Origin of the sequence: Radiobacillus deserti (genome assembly GCF_007301515.1) — a bacterium.
In the GTDB taxonomy this organism is placed as follows: domain Bacteria; phylum Bacillota; class Bacilli; order Bacillales; family Amphibacillaceae; genus Radiobacillus; species Radiobacillus deserti.
In genome coordinates this window covers 3,090,601-3,111,305 of record NZ_CP041666.1, presented here as the reverse complement: position 1 = coordinate 3,111,305, position 20,705 = coordinate 3,090,601, and the positions used below count along the sequence as shown (strand labels likewise).

Genomic DNA, 20,705 nt, shown 5'->3' with positions numbered 1-20,705 from the left:
TCGATGAAATAAACGTTAGATTAAAGTAGTCCAAGCGACTAACTGGGGGTTATTAAATGGACGAAAAACTAAGAAAGCTACAACCACCATATTACGCCGTCATATTTACATCCCAGCGAACCGAAGGGGACAATGGGTATGGAAAAATGGCACAAGCAATGGAAGACTTAGCTGCAAAGCAGCAAGGATTTTTAGGGATGGAGAGTGCGAGAGATGGTGAGCTAGGTATTACTGTTTCCTACTGGGAAACGCAAGAAGATATTAAAAGATGGAAAGATAATGCAAGTCATAAGGTAGCTCAAGAAAAGGGAAAAGATGAATGGTATCAACATTATACTGTTCGAGTTTGTAAAGTTGAAAGGGATTATTTTTTTGAAGGGTAATGATATTCGATTATTTCTTTATGAAACATCACTGGTTGTGTAACCGTACGTGAAGTAGAGGGGGGGGCTGAAGAATGGCAAATTTCGAGCTTAGCCTAAGAAATAAATATGTAAGATGGTAGTTTGTTTGGGTGCTTCCCTTACTCTTACTTTCTGCGATACTATTTTTTCTGTTACCAATAACGTATCAGTGGATACCTCCATTTCTTCCTGTGGTTACGGTCATAATTTTTTATGTTTGGGTGAAAATTGATAAAAACAAGAAGTAACTATTTATATCTGCTTGGATATACGACACGTATCCTAGCAGTTTTTTATGTGTAACTGTGAAACTATCGTCTATTTGTCTTTTGAACTACTTGCTGAGGACGGACAGGGCTTACTTTATCAAAAAATAGGAAAAAAGATAGAAGAAATGAAAGAATAAAGGACAAAAATAACATTGTCTTTTCGAATGTTATTATATATAATTAGTCAGGGAAAATTTGTAGGATAGTTTTTTATAAAAATTTATGAAACTTCTAATCATCCTTTTTCGTCTAAACTTGTAGGATGAAGTTCGTGTACCTACATATTATTAGCGCGGTTAACCAAGGTTATCAAACAATACAAGCATATGAGAGACACAATGAATCTACGGAGTATGCCTTACTGGATAAGTAGATTAGACCTTAGGAGGATTCGATGGAATACTTAGCTTTAATCGTTTGCTTTATAGCATCCGTTATTTTGACACCGTATATTAAGAAACTTGCGATAAAAATTGGGGCAGTGGATAAACCGGATGAAAGAAAAGTTCATAAAGGGGTAATGCCACGCTTAGGTGGTTTAGCCATCATTATAAGCTTTTTTCTAGGATTTATAGTGTTCACTCCAGATATAGAAAAAGCTTGGCCAATTTTAGCCGGCGGGCTTATTATCACAATTACAGGTGTACTAGATGATATCTTACAGCTTTCCGCAAAAACGAAACTGCTTGGTCAATTAATGGCAGCAATTGTAACCGTTCTTGGCGGCATTCAAATTGAGTTCATTACCGTTCCTTTCGGGGATAGAGTGGAATTTGGCTATTTAGCGATTCCAATTACAATTATTTGGATTGTAGGTATTACGAATGCTATTAATTTGATTGATGGGTTAGATGGATTAGCGGCTGGAGTTTCTTCCATCGCTTTATTGACTATTTCTGGAATGGCGATTGTCATGGGCAATCCATTCGTCGCATTTATTGGCTTGCTTATGCTAGGAAGTACGTTAGGGTTTCTTATCTATAATTTCTACCCGGCAAAGCTGTTTATGGGCGATACAGGAGCACTTTTTTTAGGGTATATGATTAGTGTTCTTTCCATTATGGGACTATTTAAGAACGTAACGCTATTTTCCCTTATGGTGCCTATCATTATTCTAGGTGTCCCTATACTGGACACATCGTTCGCAATCATTAGACGTCTGATTCAACGCAAACCATTCTCTGCACCAGATAAATTGCACTTGCACCACTGTTTAATTCGATTAGGGTATTCGCATCGACAAGCGGTTATTGTGATTTATGCACTAAGCTCCCTGTTTAGCATTGCGGCGATAATCTTCACAAGATCTACGATGTGGGGATCGACCTTAACCTTATTATCTTTAATGATACTCGTAGAATTAATTGTTGAAGTTACCGGATTAATCGGAGAAAATTACCGCCCAATCTTAAAATTAATTGACGGCTATAAAATAAAAAGAAAATAAAACGTTTGTAAAAAACTTTCTGCAAACTTTGCAGAAAGTTTTCTTTACATAATGAAAAAAATCCTTCATGATTATTATGAACCGTACTTGACGAATTATGTTTGAACATGGAATATTTTTATTGTCATATTGTTTTATAATTCATCCATATTAAAAAAGGAAGAAACCTTGTATTTAAAGTAGGGATATTAAATGTCATATATAGATATAGTTATTAGTTCATTCATAGCATTACTAGCATCGTTATTGTTGACAAAGCCCGTTAAACAATTAGCGATAAAAATCGGTGCCATGGACATTCCAGATCACCGTAAAATACACAAAAATCCTACGCCAAGGTTGGGTGGATTAGCAATATTCTTCGGAGTGGTCGCTGGACTGCTTTATTTGCGTCCAGAAATGAACTCCTTCTTGGCCATTTGTATCGGGTCTTTAATAATTATTGCAACCGGAATCTTAGATGATAAATACCAATTAAAACCTCTCATGAAAATGGGAGGTCAATTGACTGCTACGATAATACTCATCTATTCTGGGCTAATCATTGAGAAAATAACCTTACCATTTTTTGGCCTTGTTCACTTAAGTCCAACATTCAGTGTAATCATAACAATTCTTTGGGTCGTTGGGATTACGAATGCAATTAATCTAATTGATGGCTTAGATGGTCTAGCATCTGGTGTAACGACGATAGCGCTAGTCAGTATTATGGTAATGGCGATTTTAGATGGCCAAATTGCCGTCGTAGGACTATGTGCCATTTTGATTGGAAGTAACCTCGGATTCCTTTATCATAATTTCCACCCAGCCAAGATTTACATGGGAGATACCGGTTCCATGTTCCTTGGGTTTACTGTTGCAGTTATTTCTATTTTAGGCTTATTCAAAAACGTTACCTTGTTTAGCTTTATTCTTCCAATCATTGTGTTGGCAGTACCTATCTTCGATACATTGTTTGCCATTGTTCGAAGATGGTATAACGGAGAAAACATCATGATGCCAGACAAGCATCACATACACTACCAATTGTTAAACGCAGGCTTTAGCCATAGAGCTACCGTATTAATGATCTACGGATTTAGCGCGGTCTTTGGAATATTAGCCATTGCATTCTCCAATGCATCCATTGGCTTTTCTTTAGTCATATCGTTTATCCTGTTGATTTTGCTGCACCTGTTTGCAGAAATAGTAGGAGCTGTAAAAGGAAAAAGACCCGTTTTGCGCTTTTTGAAAAAGACCTATTACAAGGCGAAAACCACTACATTGAAGAGTAAATAAAAACGCTCACCATGAGCGTTTTTTTGTTGTCTGCTGTTGGTGGTGCAGATTCAGATTGCGCTAAAACCAATTCAGCACCCCCACTATTAAAAAGAGCCCCCGACACAAAGTCTAGGAGGCCCTGCCACTAATACAACCTATTCTAATCGAATAAAATGCGCGCTATTCTCTTCCATCAGCTGCACAAAACTTTCATGGTAGCGGTGAGGACTAAGTGCCTTATGCTCCACATAGACGCCCTCCGCCTTATTAGGTGTCACTCGATCCAAGAAAGCCTCCACCGATTCCTTTTCCTTAAAATACGGCTTAAAGTGCACCTTTATATATTGCAAATCAGGCCGTAAATATCGAGCATGGATGTTCTCCATCGCCACAATACTGTCACTAGGGATTTCTTGATACGTCGCAAGAACCGTTCTTCTCGTATCCATATAATCCGTATCGTTACTCGTCACGGCTTGATACGTGCTCAGCCCTATATTCATCACAACGGTCATCGCAAACAATGCGAGGAGAAACCGTCTCCATCGAACCCAATGAATGCCTTCTGTTTGGACGAACCAGCTCACGAGCGCTAGCGCAAACATAAACGTCGCTGGGCCAAGTAAACGAAAGTTAAATGGGTCAAACTGGGACGTCCATCGCATCCCTACAATTGCAATAAAATAGATCGTTCCAGCAAATAGGAAGAAGAGCGGTACATATCGTTTTCCAGGCAATTCCTTACTAAATAGTGCTTTTATAGAAGACCATCTTACAAACATCAAAAATGTTGCCAGCACAAGACTCGCACTCCACCATACATAGACTTCGCTACTAATCGATAACAAATTCCATTCTACAACGATTCCATTCCAAAGCATATCGAAAAACTCTGCAGTCGTTTCCGGGCGAGGAATCCGTTCCATTCCCGTCGCATTTCCGGTTTGCTGCAGGTTGTTCCAGAGATATCCGCCAGCCAGCAAAATAGGGATAGAACCAGAAATCCAGCAGACAAGCATGGGCTTCCACTTTTTCTGGAACAAATAATAGAACCCAAGCAATCCAACCATTCCCGCTCCTATTAAGCCGATATACCGCATCAAGAACAAGCATAAGCTAGCTAGACTGAGCTGGACGGCATACGAGCTCTTCTCTGTCTCATAGTAGCGAATCATGCCATAGACTAACCAAAGCATGCCGAATAAAAAAGGAACCTCTGACCACGTATAACTAAATATTTCCGTACACGTGCTAATCGTAAAAACGATCGATACAAAGAATGCCTTTTCCTTAAATAATAAATAAATAAGTAAGAAACATAACCCTAAAATCATGATGTTCACTAGCTTCGAAGAAACAAACACACCAAAACCACTAACGAACGAAACACCTGAAATCAATATGGAATAACCAACTGGCCAAGTCGCGAAATACGCACTCTCCTCCGGAATCAAATCGGTGGTTGTGAATCCATTTCCTTCTAATATATTGGTAGCTAGCTGTAAGTAGTGAGCGGAATCAGAAGATAAGTAGCCATCTGCATGTTCAAACGATTGAACAATAATAAACACACTATATAAAATAAATAACCCAATTAAGCTAATCATCGTGCTTTTTTTAGTCAAGCTGTGTCCACCCCCAAGCAGTGAAAATCCAGTACAGACAAGTACTGACGAGAAGACCTACGAGCAGTCCTCCGAGAACTTCTAGTTTCGTGTGACCCATTCGCTCTCGCATAATCTCTCGTTTTTCGTGATTGACTGTTAATAGATTTAAAACGCCAGCTTGTTTTCCGACCGCAATCCGAAGTCCCGTCGCATCAATGATGACTATCAATAAGAAGGCAACGCCGATTCCGAATGCAGGTGAAAACCAGCCTTCGCCCATCCCGACTAAGAGAACAGGACTGGAAACAGTAGCGGTGTGAGTGCTTGGAAATCCGCCGTTCCCAGTACGATGACGCGCGTCTTTTCCGAATCGTAAGTAATTGATTATAAACTTTAAACAACCAGATGTGAACCAACCAATCATCGGAGCTAGAAAGTAAGGCATAACGGAACCTCCTCAAAGTTGAAATTTCTTTCTCGTCTTTATAAAAACGAGTATGCCGAGTAATACGCCAAACCATAGGGTGACGAAGCGAATGAGTAAGGAGATGCTAACAGCTAAGCTCGACCCTACCCCGAAGTATAGGAGTAACCCAGTAATACTTCCTTCTGCAGCTCCTAATCCACCAGGGATCATGGAAACTGCGCCAGCGACCGTGCCAAGGCTAAACGTTAAGATACTGGCTAATAACGAAACAGGAAGCTCGAACGCTTGTAAAATGACATACAAGCTTAAACATTCTAAAAACCAGGCTGCAAAGCTTACAATAAGCGAAAAGCCTAGTATTTTTGTATGAACAAAGCTTAAGGAATGAGCATACATCGAATGTAGATTCTCTCTATACTTGGTTAAACGCTCTGGCTTCGTAACCCAATCAATAATTTGTTCCATCCATTTTTTTCGTGGCAGCATGATTAAAAACAGTACGACACCGATAATTAAAATGGAAAAGGGCAGAATGCCGAAAGGATACACGATAAGACCTAGGCCTACGAGCAAAGCCATCGCGATAATGTCCGTAAGTCGGTCGAAAAATACGATAGGAAGTGACTTCGCATATGGGGTACCCGCACGCTTTTGCAAAAAATACCCTTTGATGAGCTCGCCAGCTTTACCTGGCGTTATTGACATCATGAGTCCAATAAAGAAAATGGACGTATTGTCCTTAAGGCTAATCTTAATATCTGACCACTTTGTAAAGGCATGCCATTTCCACAGTCGTAATAGATAGCTACAGAAGGTCAAAACAAACGCCAGGAGCAAATATGATCCTGGCATCTCCTGTAGCTCGGAAACTATTTTCTTAAAGTCTGTAAACATGAGAAAGACCGCAATGACAACGATCCCTAATAGAATGCCGAAAATAAGCTTAGAAACTAAGTTTTTCGGTTGATATCCCTGTTCCTTCATTACAAGTTCATCCGTTTAAATAGTTTTTCAGGAATCAGCTTAATAACGAGCATAATAATTAGCCAGAACCAAGGGGTGTATAGTACATCCTTTTTCTTTTGGATGCCATCTGCAATATCTTTCCCTACTTTATCTGGATCCGCTAGAAGTGGTGAATCCTTCACAACGCCATATGTCATTTTCGTATCCACCATACCTGGCTTCACGGTCATGACTTGGACCCCTTTTTCATGAAGTCGATTTCGCAATCCTTCCATATAAGTAGAAAGTCCTGCTTTCGTTGAACCGTAAATATAGTTGCTCTTTCTTCCGCGGTCTCCAGCAACAGAAGAAACCGCACAAATAATGCCGTGTCGTTTCTTTTCAAAGTAATTCGCAGCAATGTTTAAAATCGATACGGCCGACGTATAGTTCACATCAATCATTTGGCGTGACGCTTCGAAATCTGTTTCCGCAACCTTTTGATCCGCCATAGCTCCGTACATAAGTAGGATTCCATCCAATCCGCCCGTTTCTTCTACTACGTTAGAAAAGAAGGCTTCATGATGGTCGAAGTCTAACGCATCAAATGGCTTTAGCTTCACGTCAATTTGGTGACGGATGGAAAGGTCACGTTTTAGCGTGTTTAAGTCTTCTGTATTTCTACTCGTTAAAATCAAATCATGTCCATTCTCCGCAAGCTTTTGAGCGGTAGATTGTGCAATTGAAGAAGTGGCACCAAGTATTAAAATCTTAGCCATGTCGTTCCCTCCTTTTAATCCGTAAGACCTAAACGACGAGACATAGAAGAAGAGAATCGATCGTTCGGGTCTACCTTTCTTTTTACTGTTAAAAATTCTTCCCATTTTGGATACATCTTGCGGAACGTGTCTTGTGGTAGGCTAGAATCCTTTGCTAAATAGACACGTCCACCGTGAGAGACGACGAGCTCGTCTAGCTCTCGTAAAAATGGGAATAAAGAATCATCTTTAAGCGGAATATCTAATGCAAGCGTGTATCCTTCCATCGGAAAGGATAACAATCCATCGTTTGCTGGGCCCGAGCTTTTTAATACAGCTAAAAAGGAAGCTGTTTTTTTCTTGCTCAGCATCTCCAGCATTTTCGTAATGCCTGCTTTAGGATTTTCGTTTTTTGGAAAAACCGCTTGATATTGAACAAACCCTTTCTTTCCATATAGCTTGTTCCAATCATTAATGGAATCGAGTGGATGGAAGAAGGAGCTTTGCTCCACGATTTTATCGGCATCTTTATTCACGGTATAATACAATTCATTAAAGGCGGCAATCGACCAATGATTTAATACGAAAGATGGTGCATGTATCGGCATAGTCGCCTTTAATTTATTTGCTGGCTTTAATGGCTCCATAATAGATGCTGGAAGGTCCTCACGTTTTGCATGATCTCCTCGCATCAATACAGATCGTCCTAAGGAATCTCCAGATGCTAAGCAATCAATCCAAGCAACGGAATATTTATAGTCGTCATCGTGTGCGATGAACTTTTCAAACGCTTCATCAATGTTACGAGCACGTTCATATGTCACATCTATGTAAGCAGATTCTACACGTATAAGCTGAAACGTTGCGGTTAGAATAATGCCAGTTAACCCAATTCCTCCAACTGTCGCCCAGAAAACATCCGCATTTTCCTCGCGACTACAAAGCAGTACTTCTCCGTTCGCTGTTAGAAGCTCGAAGGATTGCACATACTCAGAGAACGTCCCATCCTTGTGAAGGTTTTTCCCGTGTACGTCGTTCGCGATTGCTCCACCTACTGTGACAAACTTTGTGCCAGGTGTGACTGGTAAATAAAATCCTCTCGGTAAGAACACATCGATAATTTCCTCTAATAGAACGCCAGATTCGCACGTCAGCATTCCTGTTTCTTCATTAAAATCAAGGAAATGGTTAAAACGATCCATTCGTATTACATTTCCACCTTTATTTAATGCAGTGTCTCCATAGCTTCGTCCGACACCGTATGAAATAAAGGACCCATCACGTTCGGATAGGAGGGTTTGAAGTTCTTTTATCATTTCAGGGCGATATACATAACAGGATTCAACCGGATACTGTCCCCAACCGGACAAGGCTTGTTTGACTGGCTTAGACAACATAATCGCTTCCTTTCTACTATTCAAAAATCGTAAAAATAAGAACAACAGCTATCGCATATAACAGGACGGTGATCAGAATATGCTTGTCCTCAAATAAAAGCTTTTCTGGTGCTCCGCCTTTTCCTTTTACGTGTACAAGATACAGATACCGGAACATTCCGTAAATCACAAATGGAATCGTCCACATTAAGTGAACGGTATTTCCGGAAGTAAACGTAAAAACCGCATAGCTGACAATCGTGGATGCGGTCACGATACTCGTCATTTGATCGAGCAACGGAAGCGTGTAATCTCCTAGCACCTTGCGATGGGAGTTCGAGCTATACTCGAGTGCTAATGAAAGCTCGTGACGTCTTTTCCCAATGGCTAAAAATAAAGAAAGTAACATGATACATAATAAAAACCACGGTGTAAATGGGACTTCAATGATGACGGCACCACTAATGGCCCGGAGTACAAACCCCGCGGCTATAATCATGATATCTATAATCACAACATGCTTTAACCAGATACTATAGAGCACATTCATGGTGAAGTAAATAAGCACAATCGCAAAGAATAATTTATTTACTAGAAACGAACTAAGCAATCCGGTAAAAAGCAAGATACCTCCGGTGAGAAGGGCAATCGAAACAGGTAAGGCACCCGAAGCCATCGGTCGATGTTTTTTTTCAGGATGATGTCGATCTGCTTCTCGATCTCGATAATCATTTAATATGTAAATACTACTTGCGGTAAAACAAAACACGATGAATCCAAAGATAGATTGACCGAGTGCTTCTATATGATAAAACTCAAATGAAAACAAAAGGGCCGCAAATACGAGGAAGTTTTTTACCCACTGCCTGGGGCGCAATTGCTTCCATAATGCTGTTAGTATTGAATGCCTGTACAATTTTATTCCTCCAAGCGAAAATATCAACTCATTATAGCACAAATTATAGCATAAAAAGTCGAGATAGATGACATTTATGTGAAGCTTATCACAATTTCTATTTTAAACGGGAGGATTCCCCACTAGAAACGACATCATAATCCATCTCTGTTCGGTTATGCTAAGTTCGACAAAAAGAAGAAGTAATCTTCGGCATGCGATTATTTCTGTGAAAAATCGATATATTTTCCCTTGCAAAAATAGGAGTTAAATGTATATGCTAATACCGTAACTTTTTAAACAGTAATTATAAAATCGTTGGAGTTGAACATGCATGAACAACCAGAGAAATTTTTTTCTTTTTATTATAGCTACGATAGCGGTTCTTGGAGTTGGATTGATTCTTCCATCGCCTCTATCTTTAGGGATTAGCGTTGTCTATTTCGCAGTAATCGCTTGGTTGCAGCCAAAGTGGGTTGTTCCTTTGTTGATTCTTTATTATCCTCTACGCCCTTTTCTTGTTGAGATTAATGATGGTCTAAAGCTCGCTGGGGATATAGCGATTATCGTCTTAGTAGCTAGGGTGATATGGACATCATGGATTGAAAAGGACTGGAAGTCAATTTTTCAGCTAGAAATATATGAATGGGCCTATCTTTTGTTTTGTGTGCTCGGAGCTATTTCCGCATTTTTAACAGGGGTGTCGCCGACAGCGATCATCTTCCAATTGCGTAAGTTCCTTATGATGTATTTGTTGTTTTATGGATTGAAGCGTCTCGCGTGGACTCGAGAGGATATCATTACGATAGCGAAAGTTGTTATTGGAGTAGGGATCTTACTCAGCTTGCACGGGTTCATTGAATTATTATCACAGCGTCAGTGGCTTTTACCACAAACGTGGAAGGAAGGCTATGTTTCTCCAACGAATGCGAACCGGATTTATGGATTAATTGGAAATCCTAACTCGCTTGGGTTATACATGGTGATTGCGATTATTGCATCTCTCATGCTGTTAAGAGAGTCTGCAAAGAAACTCTATTTCTTCCCGCTTACCTTGTTTATCGGAATACTTTTACTAACGTATTCTCGAGGAACGTGGATTGGAATTGTGGTGGCAGGAGCATTGTTTGTCTTCTTAAGCCGTAATTGGAAAGTGGTGAAGCAGATTGTCATTGCAGCGGTAGCTGGATATTTGATTGTTTTCTTACCAATTAGCTCTTTACATGGGTGGATTGCTTCTGGACCAAACGGAATCAACCTATCGGAAAATGGTGGAGACGGTGGGGGTGGAATAGGAGATCGTTTTTCTTCCTCCTTTGATGAGGAGCAGGTAGCGCGAAGCTCGGAAAGCGGACGTCTATTCTTTATTGAAAAAGGCTTTGAAGTATTTATGGATCACCCGATTATCGGAACGGGCTTTGGTACATTCGGAGATTCGGCAGCACTTGTTTATTCTTCTCCTATTTATGAGGATTACGGACTTGCTGGTATCTATGATTATAAGGGGAAGGATTTTTACTCCGATAACCAATACATTCAAATCATAGCGCAAACCGGTGCCATTGGGGTGGTGCTATTTGCCGTATTTCTATTAAATATGGTATATCGAATATGGACGATTCGACAAACACATCCAGCTCAGGTACACGTGTTCGTTTCGCTCTGGTTATTTATCTGCATGGTAGGAGTTGTGTATAATATTTGGGAAAACCAAGTATTCCCGATGTTCTTCTTTGCACTCTTAGCTTGGATGGAAACAATCAAACATGGACGAACTAAGACGGTGCCAGGCACCAACTAAGAAAGGAAGTATTTCTGATGGAAAAAATATGTGTTATTGGTCTTGGATATATAGGATTACCAACCTCTATTATGTTCGCGAAGCATGGCTTCCAAGTACATGGAATGGACGTGAACGCAACGGTAGTAGAAAAGCTACAAAAACAAGAGCTTCATATTGAAGAACCAGGCTTACAAGAAGCGTTAGATGAAGTGATGAATGCTGGACGTTTAACAGTTTCCACACAACCGGTTGAAGCGGATGTGTTTATTATCGCGGTGCCTTCACCGATTACGACGGATAAAAAAGCGAATCTAGATTATGTACGTTCTGGAACAGAGAGTATCGTACCATTCGTGAAAAAAGGAAATCTTGTCATTTTAGAATCTACTGTACCACCACGTACAGTAGAAGATGTGATGATGCCAATCTTGGAAAGCACAGGATTAGATTTGGAGAAGGATATTTTTATTTCTCACTCTCCGGAGCGGGTTATTCCGGGTAAAATCTTCCAAGAGCTAGAATCAAATGACCGCATTGTCGGTGGGATTAACCAAGAATCAAGTGAGCGTACGAAGAAGCTATACAAATCGTTCGTAAAAGGGGAAATCCATATCACAGATGCGACGACAGCCGAAATGGTAAAGGTAATCGAAAACACGTATCGTGATGTGAATATCGCGTTTGCAAATGAATTAGCAAAAATTAGTGAACAAATCGGTGTCAACGCATGGGAAGCAATCAAGCTTGCGAACTATCACCCACGTGTAAATATTCACCAACCAGGACCTGGGGTAGGGGGGCACTGTATCGCCGTAGACCCATGGTTCTTAGCAGAGCTACAACCTTCTATTGCGCAAATGATTACATTAGCTCGTAATACGAATGACGATATGCCAGCATATACAGTGAATCGTATTCAAGAAATCGTGGCAGAGCATAAGCTAGACGCACCAAAAGTAGCGCTGTTAGGTCTTTCCTTCAAAGGAAATGTAGATGATATGCGGGAAAGCCCTTCTCTGCACATTGTGGACCAAATGAAAGAGAAGAATATTAACTATACGGTTTATGATCCACATATTAAAGATATTCGTTTAGATCAACAGGTTTTATCCTTAGACGAAGCAATTCAGGATGCTGATATTATCGTGATTTTAACGGATCACAACGTGTTCAAAACGTACAATCCGAGTGAAGTAGGACAAGCAGTGAATACAAAAATTATCTTCGATACGAAAAACTGTATCGATGAAATGGAATGGCGCCAAGCGGGATTTGATTACGTACGTCTTGGAGATGCCAAGAATAGGTGATTTCTGTGAAGGAAACAATTTTAGGGGTTCATGTATCGAATGAAACCTATGATAGTATAAAAAAACAGCTATTCCAGCATATGGAGGACAACAAGCAATCATTTATCGTTGCAGTAAATCCAGAAAAGATAATCAAAGCTTCCCAAGATAGCAGTCTGAAAGAATTGATTAATGGAGCGGACTATCAAATTCCTGATGGGGTAGGAGTGTTAATTGCTTCCAAATTACAGGGCGGTTCCATTACGAATCGCATAACGGGTATCGATTTAATGAACGTACTCATAGAGGAAGCGTCCATCCGTGCGAAGAAGGTCTTCTTTTACGGTGGAAAACCGGGAATAGCGGAAGCGGCAAAACAAAAATTGCTTGAGAAATATCCAAGCCTTATCGTGAGCGGAGTGATGGACGGCTACGTGAAGGACAACCAGCAGATTATCGATACGATTAATGCAGCGGATCCAGATATCCTATTTGTCGCTCTCGGCAGTCCGAAGCAAGAAGAATGGATACGAGACAATCGCAGCAAGCTGAACGTGTCCGTATTCCAAGGAGTTGGTGGATCGTTTGACGTATTCGCCGGTAATATTAAACGAGCACCAGCATTTTTCCGGCGCTTTGGATTAGAATGGCTGTATCGTTTATTAAAGGAACCGTGGCGATTAAAGCGTCAGCTGGCTTTGCCAAAATTTTTACTAAAAGTAATAACGACAGGTCGAAAGTAAAACACGACATGGGAAGAAAATACTCTATAGAGTTAAGCATCTATAGAGTATTTTTCAAATAACAGAAATAGGATTATACCTATTTACTTGAACAAAGGATGGACATGCCTATGAAGATTGGGATTGTCGGAAACTACGGCAATAATAATAATGGAGACGAAGCCATATTATTAGGAATCTTAGTCCAGCTCGAAACGTATTACAAAGTAAAGCGTTCGGACATTACCGTATTCTCCAATCAACCAGAACAAACGAAGACGAGATATGGAGTAGAGGCGAACCCTCTCTACTATAAAAAAGGAAACAAATATCAAACGTTACTCACTACGATGAGTAAAAATTACCCCGTTGTTCGTAAGCTAGACCTGCTCATCATCGGTGGTGGTGGGATCTTAATGGACTTATATGGAACCGAAGCCTTTTTATTTGGAATGTATGGCTGGTTAGGAAAGCTAGGCAGAACACCAGTCGCAATCTATGGCGTAGGTGCAGGTCCTATTCTTACGAAGCAAGGAAGTATCGTACTTAAGTCATTAGCCCATCTTGCCAAACTTGTGACAGTAAGAGATGGGGAATCCGAACGACTGCTTCAATCGATTGGAGTAACGAGCCCGATTCATGTGATCGGTGACCCAGCGTTTTATGTGCCAAAGCCAGAAAATGTGCAGAAAAATGAGCGTCCTCTTCAAATTGGAGTGACCGCTGTTCCGTATTATCACGGCAGCTATTGGCCAGAAGAAAAGCTGGAGCTCTATGAGGATTATATAGAGGGAATGGCTCGCAATCTGGATGAGCTGCTAGACAAGCATCCAGACGCCCAAATCAACTTTTTTGCCACGAAGTATCCGCAAGATTTAGAGGTAACAAAGGATATTAAGCAACGAATGAAAGCACAGGATAGATGTTACGTCCACGATCAAGAATTGCTTCCAGAGGATATTGTGGCGTTTACGGCGAAGCAAGATGTCGTCATCGGAACGAGACTACATTCCTTAATTCTTTCGTTAGTATCTGGTACACCAGTTATGGCGATTGGCTATCACCATAAAGTGAAGGACTTCATGGATATGATTGGCTATGGAGAGAATGCAATTGCGATTGAAGAATTGAATAAGCAAACCGTCTTTTTCGAAGAACGCTTTGCGAAAATGGAACAAAACTGGTCCAAGGAATTACACGCATTCCAAGCCACAGGAGAAGATCTCCGAGAACGAGCGATTATGGGAATGCGTCTTATCGATACGACCATTGTAAAAAAATAGTCGGAGCTTATTGCTCCGGCTTTTTTGTTTGGTGGTGGGTGGTAATAGATATGGCGCGGGCGATAATAACAGCCTTGCGGACGTTAATAAATTTAGGGGGAAATAATTGCCGTGAACGTTAATAAATAACGGAACTGCGTTAATTAACCCGATTCGGACGTTAATAATCTCTATTTGAACGTTCATAAATCGACAACGAAGGATAAAACCCCCGCCGCCCTAAACTCATCAACTCTAATCTAAAACCTTCCACCCATATGCCAATCTATCTACCGAAATCTAGTAATTTGTAATCAAATGTCATTCGAATTTAATAATATTGAAAATACTATAGAATCTTTGAATCCGACATGCTATTCTATTTTTAGACACAATAAATAGGGGTTTTTATATGAAAAAATGGCGAATTTTAGTTTCTTTATGTTTCAGTTTACTAGTTTTATTCATTGTAGCTCCAAAAGTCGCGCATGCAGACACTGCAAAAGTTGCTACTACGAAGTCTTGGACGGTTGAGTTCAACACGGAAATGTCTTCTGCATCGATTAACAATAGTACTATTTACGTTCTTGATGCAAACGGTGCAAAGCAGGCAACAACCGTTAGCTTGAGCAGTGACAAAAAGAAAGCAATCGTCAAGCCTCCTTCATCGGGGTACAAGCCTGGTCAAACCTACACGCTCGTCGTAACGGATAATCTTTATTCCATCAAAAACAATCCAATCAAACAAGCTTATTCCAAAACGTTCACGATTGAAGAAGTACCAACGACACCACCAGTTGGGTACGGTACGGTCACTGCGGACGTGCTGAACGTTCGTAGTGGACCTGGTACAAGCTACTCGCGGATAGGTCAGTTAACAGATGGAAAGATTGTAGCAGTTTATGAGATTTCCGGAGATTGGGCAACGATTGATTACAATGGCACAGTGGGCTATGTTCACAAGACCTATATTAAAATCCAAAATCCTGCTGGCACGAATTCGATTGAAGGAAGAAGAATTGTCATTGATGCCGGACACGGTGGGAAGGATCCAGGTGCATCGGCAAAAGGGACAGAGGAAGCGGATATTGTTCTCGATGTAGCATTAAGAGTACAGCGTAAGCTTAGTGTATTAGGAGCCGTTCCAATTCTAACAAGGTCAACGGATGAATTTCTAGAACTCTACGAACGAGTCCAATTAGCAGAGGATAAGCATGGAGACATCTTTATCAGTATTCACGTCAACGCAGCAACGGCAGCCGCAACAGGAGCAGAAGCTTTTTATTACAAAGGAAAAGCAGCCAATGAGCAAGAGAGCTACCAGCTTGCTAGAAGTATTTTAGATGAAATTGTAGATCGAGCAAACATGGTGGATCGTGGCGTCAAACATGGCGATTTACACGTTATTCGTGAAAACCCATTACCAGCTACACTAATCGAACTGGGGTTTATTACGAATAGCTCTGATTATAAGAAGCTAACATCTGCTACCTACCGAGATATCTACGCAGAAGCAATTGTAGAAGGAATTAAAAAATACTATCAGCAGTAAGCAAATCTCGTTCTCTTACTTAATAGAAACCAATACTACTAGATAGGAGATAGTAACTAATGAAGAAAAAGGTACTTTTAATCATGTTAGTGGTCCTCCTATCCTCTATAGGGGCTCTGCAGCGCAACGTGAATGTAGAAGCCGAAGTGACCACAGAAACATGGGACAAGGCGTACGCCGTTTCCCAAGATAAAGTGTGGAATGTAGCGTTTAACACAAAGATGAGTCCAAGCTCGTTCACATCGGATACCGTGTATGTGATGAACAATTCGACCAAATCCAAACATCCGGTCACGTTTTCTCTTTCCTCGGATGGAAAAGTGTTAAGCGTAAAACCAACAAAGCCGTACACGATGCACCAGGAATATACGCTACATGTGGATCAAAAGGTTGCATCTTCGCTAAATCGTACGATGATAAAATCTATTGAACTCCCATTCTTAATATCCAACAAATACGTGATTACAGATTTCAATGGCAAAGCCTTAAAATCTTACAACGATTTGGACACCGCCATTGCCAATGCAGCAACGGACAATACACAGATGATTCAGCTAGACGGAACTACTGTCTGGATTCAAAGCGGGATTGCCAGAACAAAAGCATATACGCTCATCTATGATTCGCCAACCTTGCAAAAGAATATCACCTATGTATCTGGTGAATCGGAATTACAGTATGTTAAGTCATACGGGGAGATCCTTCAAATTAAAGTAGCAGGGAAAACCGGTTACGTAGAAGCAGACAAAGTAAATTTGATTCCATATAAGCTTGCTACTGGAAAACGTTCCTACTATAAAAATGTAGACGGAGACTTATACCACTATATTTATACAAGCAGTGGATTTGGCGTTTACAAATATGGTGCGGCACCAGCAAATATGGCAAATGGAGCCATCGCATATAGCTGGGACGGAAAAACATTTAACGGACAAACTGCCTTCTTCTTAAACCAAAGAGATTTAAGAACACCATCCAGTGTAACGGCTGCAGAATTGGACAATTACATCAAAGCAAATAAAGCGGATAGTCCAATGATCGGCTTAGGAAAAACCTTTATTGAGATGGAAAAGCAATACAACGTGAATGCGGTTTACTTGATGGCACATGCGATTCATGAAAGTGCATGGGGAATGAGTAAAATCGCACGGGAGAAAAACAATCTGTATGGTATCAATGCTACGGATAGTAATCCATATGGCAATGCCGACACTTATAAGTCTTATGAAGGTTCTGTGATGTATGCAGCCAAATACATTTCAGATAAATATTTAACATCCGGTACATGGCAATATAATGGGAGATTCCTAGGAAACAAAGCGGAGGGGATGAACGTTCGCTATGCGAGTGATCCATTCTGGGGCCAAAAGATTGCGGGACATATGTACCGTGCAGAGCAATGGATAAAAGCAAACAGGTAGAAGGCATACAACATGAACAAACAATTTGCGAAAGATGGGAGACCTGCTCGAATGAAAAAACTAGGATTGCTGCTCGCCCTTCTCGTTCTGTTTTCCGTCATGGTTGCATGTAAGTCGGAAGAAAAGCACGTTTCGGAAGCGGTAGAGAAAAAACAAACAGAGGTCCTTGAGAAGCCAGAAGTCGTTTATTCAGCAGAAGAAGTAGAAGTAACCCCAGAATCCAGTTCTGAAAGCAAGGAAGACGAAACAGAGAAAACGAGTGAAAGCAACACAACAGATGGTTCTCAAGCAGAACAATCTAAAAAGGAATCAGCCAGAGGAAAAACAGCCTCTGTAGATAAGAAGCCTTCCTTAACCGATGAGTTAACCTATAGCGTGAATTTACGTAATGGATTAATGAGCCATCAACGGATTGTGGAAGTGAAGCTAAAAGCGAAGGACCCTTCGAAATACCAGGTAACAGCGTTAGGCGTTAGCCTAGAATATCGTAAAAATGTCGATTTATTTGTTGGATTAGTAGAATCCACAGATGCTGAGAAAATAACGAAGTCTATCAAAGTAGTCCAAAATGGATAGCAGCATAAGAGAAGGAGGATCATTATGAAGAAGAGATGGTCGCTTATGACCGTATTAGTAGGATTGATACTACTCGTTGGATTAAGTGTCAATGGCAGTTCTATAGAAGCTTCTGATTCAACAGAAGCGTACGTAATAAAAGTAGCAGATAAGTTTTACTCCTATGAATCTAAGAAGCTGAATCAATCATTCTTAAACAGTATTTATGGAGGAAACGACACGCTTTACCAAGATTTCAAATCGAAAATGAGCGCTGGAGAGCCACATGCCATTTCTAATGTGAATGGCGCATACATCAGCTACTCCGCGATTTCATCCGAGTTTACCCAACAACAAACCAATTTTTCTTTAGATAGCTATTTAGTATCAAGCAGTGCTGTACGTGCCAGCATGCCGAACCAAATTACAGGTGTAACGATAAACTCATCTGGCAACCTACAAACCTTCAATATTGAAGTAGATAATGGCATTGTTCCGGAAGTCATAAATATTTATTAAAGGCAAGAGGATACACCCAAATAAGATTAGGGGATGAATTGAAATGAAGATCAGTCAGCGAATTTTGAGTTATGCAACAATCGTTTTAATGGTGCTTTCCCCACAGCTTGTCTTTGCGGAAACAGGTTCTGACATCACGAAGAAGAGCCAGGACGTTTCGAGCAGTGCGAGTAGACCATCCATCGCGGAGAAGAAAAGAGAAATTCTACAAGGAGAGCCTGTGGCCGAGCAAGATGTAAAGGATCGTGAAATTCTCCTAAAAGTTAAGGACGGGCAATCCTTTGATTCTCAAACGCTAGGATTATTGGATCGAGAAGTTTCGGAAACGATGAAGAAAAACGGGTTTCAGCTTGTACAAGTTCCAGAAGGGATGGATTACAAGCGAACTTTAGAGCAATTAAATAAACAATCTAGTATTGCACTTGCAGAACCAAACTATGAAAGACAAGTAGAAGCAACTATTTCGGATCCTTTCTACAATCAGCAATGGCACCTGCCTCGTATTCAGCTTCCAACAGCTTGGGATACGACGAAAGGTTCCACGAATGTAACGATAGCAGTGTTAGATACAGGTGTAAATGCGTCACACGAAGACCTTGCCGGTAGAATCCTTCCGGGATATGACTTTGTGAACACCGATTCTAATCCTGCAGACGATAATGGACACGGTACGATGGTATCCGGTATTATCGCGGCCAACTCTAACTCCATTGGTGTAGCTGGGGTAGACCAAAACGCGAAGATCCTCCCAGTAAAAGTAGCCGGTAGTGATGGGAAGCTGTCTGTGTACGATACAACAGATGGAATTTATTACGCGATGGAACAAGGTGCCGATATCATCAATATGAGCTACGGCTCTTACCAAGATAGTACATTAGAAGAAACAGCAATCTGGGATGCGTATGAGGCAGGAATTGTTCTCATTGCTTCAGCTGGGAACGATGACAAATCAGACTGGTCTTACCCAGCTTCCTATGCACCGGTCATTTCCGTTGCAGCAACAGATCAAGCCGATAATGCTGCATCCTTTTCAAACTATGGATACATGGTAGATATTACAGCTCCGGGTACCAGTATTGCGAGTACCCACTATAACGGGGCATATGCAGCTGGAGATGGAACGTCCTTCTCTGCTCCAATCGTTAGTGGAATTGCAGGATTGCTTTTAGCGAAGCATCCAGACTGGACACCTTTACAAGTCGAATGGGCATTAGAAGCGAGCGCAGATAGCTTAGATGGCTCCGAATGGAACGGATTCGATGGTTTCGGACTTGTAAATGCTAACCAAGCACTACAACAAACACTTCCTTCTCTTGCAAACGATGCTAGTGATAGGATGAGTGGAGCAAAAAGATTAACGAATCAACTGGCAACAACAGAACAATTTGAAACACCATTGGATCAGGATTGGTTTACGTTCACTGTCAACCAACCATCTACCATTTCCATTCAAATTTCCAATGCAGCTCCACACATTGATTTTGTCGCAGCATTGGAGCGTTATTCTGATAGTACACTGACGGATTCTATCGATTTAGACGATACATCCGAAGGAATGGACGAATATATGCAAGTGGAAGTTGCGGCAGGCACCTACTATTTAAGGGTAGAGGATTATTATTTGCACTGGTCCAACCAACCATATGAAGTGCTATTACATGTAGAAAATCAAAACGCGGTTTCGGTATTTTCAGATGTGACGCTTTATCAAACCGAAATCGAGTATTTAGCAGAACATGGAATTATTAAAGGCTATTCCGATGGAACCTTTAAGCCGAGAAATAATGTAACAAGATTACAAGCCGTCCAAATGATTCTCAATCAACTAGGAATAGATCCAGAAACAACACCAGCTCCGAACCCAGGATTTACGGACGTGAACGAATCAAGCTATGGCTATAAAGCAGTCGCTGTCGCTTATGACATGGGGATTATTAAAGGAAAAGGAGATGTTTTCGATCGCGGAGGTAGCTTAACAAGAAGTCAGATGGCAGCAATTCTGGTCAATACGTACGATTTAGTCGGAAATGGAACGACCTACTTTACGGATGTGCCAAAAACGGCTGCTAGCTATCCAGCGATTGATGCAATTATTTCCAACCAAATAGCCAGAGGCTATTCCGATCAAACCTTTAAACCAAATGATAAGATTACTAGACAGCACTTCTCGGTATTTCTATATAACTATTTGACGAAATAGATAGGAGGAATCGA

Annotated in this window: 18 protein-coding genes; 12 read left to right on the top strand and 6 right to left on the bottom strand. The window is 40.8% G+C overall.

Translation table 11 applies throughout. The features are described 5' to 3' along the window. Window positions 1-56: 56 nt before the first annotated feature. The 3 genes from FN924_RS16365 to FN924_RS16355 all read left to right on the top strand — a co-directional run bounded on the left by FN924_RS16365 (window position 57) and on the right by FN924_RS16355 (window position 3,398). Entirely contained in the window at window positions 57-383 is a 327-nt protein-coding gene (locus tag FN924_RS16365; protein ID WP_143896311.1) for an antibiotic biosynthesis monooxygenase family protein, read from the top strand. A 684-nt stretch (window positions 384-1,067) separates the two neighbouring features. Next, window positions 1,068-2,120 (top strand): glycosyltransferase family 4 protein, encoded by a 1,053-nt coding sequence (locus tag FN924_RS16360; RefSeq protein WP_143896310.1) that lies wholly within the window; start codon window positions 1,068-1,070, stop codon window positions 2,118-2,120. Window positions 2,121-2,312: 192 nt separating this feature from the next. Continuing rightward, window positions 2,313-3,398 (top strand): glycosyltransferase family 4 protein, encoded by a 1,086-nt coding sequence (locus FN924_RS16355; RefSeq protein WP_143896308.1) that lies wholly within the window; start codon window positions 2,313-2,315, stop codon window positions 3,396-3,398. 137 nt (window positions 3,399-3,535) lie between these two features. Here FN924_RS16355 and FN924_RS16350 read toward each other — a convergent pair whose 3' ends face one another. From FN924_RS16350 to FN924_RS16325, 6 genes are read right to left on the bottom strand one after another with little or no spacing between them, the layout of a single operon-like run. Continuing rightward, window positions 3,536-5,005, bottom strand: a complete 1,470-nt coding sequence (locus tag FN924_RS16350; protein WP_143896306.1) for an ArnT family glycosyltransferase — start codon at window positions 5,003-5,005, stop codon at window positions 3,536-3,538. Further along, the gene (locus FN924_RS16345; protein WP_143896304.1) at window positions 4,998-5,432 is read right to left on the bottom strand and encodes a divergent PAP2 family protein; all 435 of its coding nucleotides are present in this window, start codon (window positions 5,430-5,432) and stop codon (window positions 4,998-5,000) included. The genes FN924_RS16350 and FN924_RS16345 overlap by 8 nt, the downstream gene beginning before the upstream one ends. 12 nt (window positions 5,433-5,444) lie before the next feature. After that, a complete protein-coding gene (locus FN924_RS16340; RefSeq protein WP_143896302.1) occupies window positions 5,445-6,398 on the bottom strand; it encodes a lysylphosphatidylglycerol synthase transmembrane domain-containing protein in 954 nt (317 codons plus the stop codon). Further along, window positions 6,398-7,138 (bottom strand): SDR family oxidoreductase, encoded by a 741-nt coding sequence (locus FN924_RS16335; RefSeq protein ID WP_143896300.1) that lies wholly within the window; start codon window positions 7,136-7,138, stop codon window positions 6,398-6,400. The genes FN924_RS16340 and FN924_RS16335 overlap by 1 nt, the downstream gene beginning before the upstream one ends. A 14-nt stretch (window positions 7,139-7,152) precedes the next feature. Beyond that, window positions 7,153-8,514, bottom strand: a complete 1,362-nt coding sequence (locus FN924_RS16330; protein WP_143897264.1) for an FAD-binding oxidoreductase — start codon at window positions 8,512-8,514, stop codon at window positions 7,153-7,155. Window positions 8,515-8,530: 16 nt separating this feature from the next. Further along, complete coding sequence (locus FN924_RS16325; RefSeq protein WP_228409492.1) at window positions 8,531-9,409, bottom strand: decaprenyl-phosphate phosphoribosyltransferase; 879 nt, start codon at window positions 9,407-9,409, stop codon at window positions 8,531-8,533. Window positions 9,410-9,722: 313 nt separating this feature from the next. Here FN924_RS16325 and FN924_RS16320 point away from each other — a divergent pair, with 313 nt between their 5' ends. The 9 genes from FN924_RS16320 to FN924_RS16280 all read left to right on the top strand — a co-directional run bounded on the left by FN924_RS16320 (window position 9,723) and on the right by FN924_RS16280 (window position 20,691). Next, window positions 9,723-11,189, top strand: a complete 1,467-nt coding sequence (locus FN924_RS16320) for an O-antigen ligase family protein (RefSeq protein ID WP_143896298.1) — start codon at window positions 9,723-9,725, stop codon at window positions 11,187-11,189. A gap of 14 nt (window positions 11,190-11,203) precedes the next feature. Continuing rightward, window positions 11,204-12,481: a nucleotide sugar dehydrogenase gene (locus FN924_RS16315; RefSeq protein WP_143896296.1), complete on the top strand. Its 1,278-nt coding sequence runs from the start codon at window positions 11,204-11,206 to the stop codon at window positions 12,479-12,481. Window positions 12,482-12,486: 5 nt separating this feature from the next. After that, window positions 12,487-13,203 carry a WecB/TagA/CpsF family glycosyltransferase gene (locus tag FN924_RS16310; protein ID WP_143896294.1) on the top strand — a complete coding sequence of 239 codons (717 nt, stop codon included), beginning with the start codon at window positions 12,487-12,489 and terminating at the stop codon, window positions 13,201-13,203. Between the two features lie 110 nt (window positions 13,204-13,313). Next, complete coding sequence (locus tag FN924_RS16305) at window positions 13,314-14,465, top strand: polysaccharide pyruvyl transferase family protein (RefSeq protein WP_158634052.1); 1,152 nt, start codon at window positions 13,314-13,316, stop codon at window positions 14,463-14,465. 391 nt (window positions 14,466-14,856) lie between these two features. Further along, a complete protein-coding gene (locus FN924_RS16300; protein WP_143896290.1) occupies window positions 14,857-15,996 on the top strand; it encodes an N-acetylmuramoyl-L-alanine amidase in 1,140 nt (379 codons plus the stop codon). Window positions 15,997-16,055: 59 nt separating this feature from the next. Continuing rightward, the gene (locus FN924_RS16295; RefSeq protein WP_143896288.1) at window positions 16,056-17,417 is read left to right on the top strand and encodes an N-acetylglucosaminidase; all 1,362 of its coding nucleotides are present in this window, start codon (window positions 16,056-16,058) and stop codon (window positions 17,415-17,417) included. A 12-nt stretch (window positions 17,418-17,429) separates the two neighbouring features. Then, the gene (locus tag FN924_RS16290) at window positions 17,430-17,993 is read left to right on the top strand and encodes a hypothetical protein (protein ID WP_143896286.1); all 564 of its coding nucleotides are present in this window, start codon (window positions 17,430-17,432) and stop codon (window positions 17,991-17,993) included. Window positions 17,994-18,017: 24 nt separating this feature from the next. Beyond that, window positions 18,018-18,491: a hypothetical protein gene (locus FN924_RS16285; RefSeq protein ID WP_143896284.1), complete on the top strand. Its 474-nt coding sequence runs from the start codon at window positions 18,018-18,020 to the stop codon at window positions 18,489-18,491. Window positions 18,492-18,534: 43 nt separating this feature from the next. Continuing rightward, complete coding sequence (locus FN924_RS16280) at window positions 18,535-20,691, top strand: S8 family serine peptidase (protein ID WP_143896283.1); 2,157 nt, start codon at window positions 18,535-18,537, stop codon at window positions 20,689-20,691. Window positions 20,692-20,705: the final 14 nt, after the last annotated feature.

Excerpts from the sequence above, each read along its gene's own strand:
- FN924_RS16295 (WP_143896288.1), top strand. The coding sequence starts at position 16,056 with ATGAAGAAAAAGGTACTTTTAATCATGTTAGTGGTCCTCCTATCCTCT.
- FN924_RS16360 (WP_143896310.1), top strand. The coding sequence starts at position 1,068 with ATGGAATACTTAGCTTTAATCGTTTGCTTTATAGCATCCGTTATTTTG.
- FN924_RS16305 (WP_158634052.1), top strand. The coding sequence starts at position 13,314 with ATGAAGATTGGGATTGTCGGAAACTACGGCAATAATAATAATGGAGAC.
- FN924_RS16285 (WP_143896284.1), top strand. The coding sequence starts at position 18,018 with ATGAAGAAGAGATGGTCGCTTATGACCGTATTAGTAGGATTGATACTA.
- FN924_RS16335 (WP_143896300.1), bottom strand. The coding sequence starts at position 7,138 with ATGGCTAAGATTTTAATACTTGGTGCCACTTCTTCAATTGCACAATCT.
- FN924_RS16280 (WP_143896283.1), top strand. The coding sequence starts at position 18,535 with ATGAAGATCAGTCAGCGAATTTTGAGTTATGCAACAATCGTTTTAATG.
- FN924_RS16300 (WP_143896290.1), top strand. The coding sequence starts at position 14,857 with ATGAAAAAATGGCGAATTTTAGTTTCTTTATGTTTCAGTTTACTAGTT.
- FN924_RS16330 (WP_143897264.1), bottom strand. The coding sequence starts at position 8,514 with ATGTTGTCTAAGCCAGTCAAACAAGCCTTGTCCGGTTGGGGACAGTAT.
- FN924_RS16320 (WP_143896298.1), top strand. The coding sequence starts at position 9,723 with ATGAACAACCAGAGAAATTTTTTTCTTTTTATTATAGCTACGATAGCG.
- FN924_RS16365 (WP_143896311.1), top strand. The coding sequence starts at position 57 with ATGGACGAAAAACTAAGAAAGCTACAACCACCATATTACGCCGTCATA.
- FN924_RS16345 (WP_143896304.1), bottom strand. The coding sequence starts at position 5,432 with ATGCCTTACTTTCTAGCTCCGATGATTGGTTGGTTCACATCTGGTTGT.
- FN924_RS16290 (WP_143896286.1), top strand. The coding sequence starts at position 17,430 with ATGAACAAACAATTTGCGAAAGATGGGAGACCTGCTCGAATGAAAAAA.
- FN924_RS16340 (WP_143896302.1), bottom strand. The coding sequence starts at position 6,398 with ATGAAGGAACAGGGATATCAACCGAAAAACTTAGTTTCTAAGCTTATT.
- FN924_RS16355 (WP_143896308.1), top strand. The coding sequence starts at position 2,313 with ATGTCATATATAGATATAGTTATTAGTTCATTCATAGCATTACTAGCA.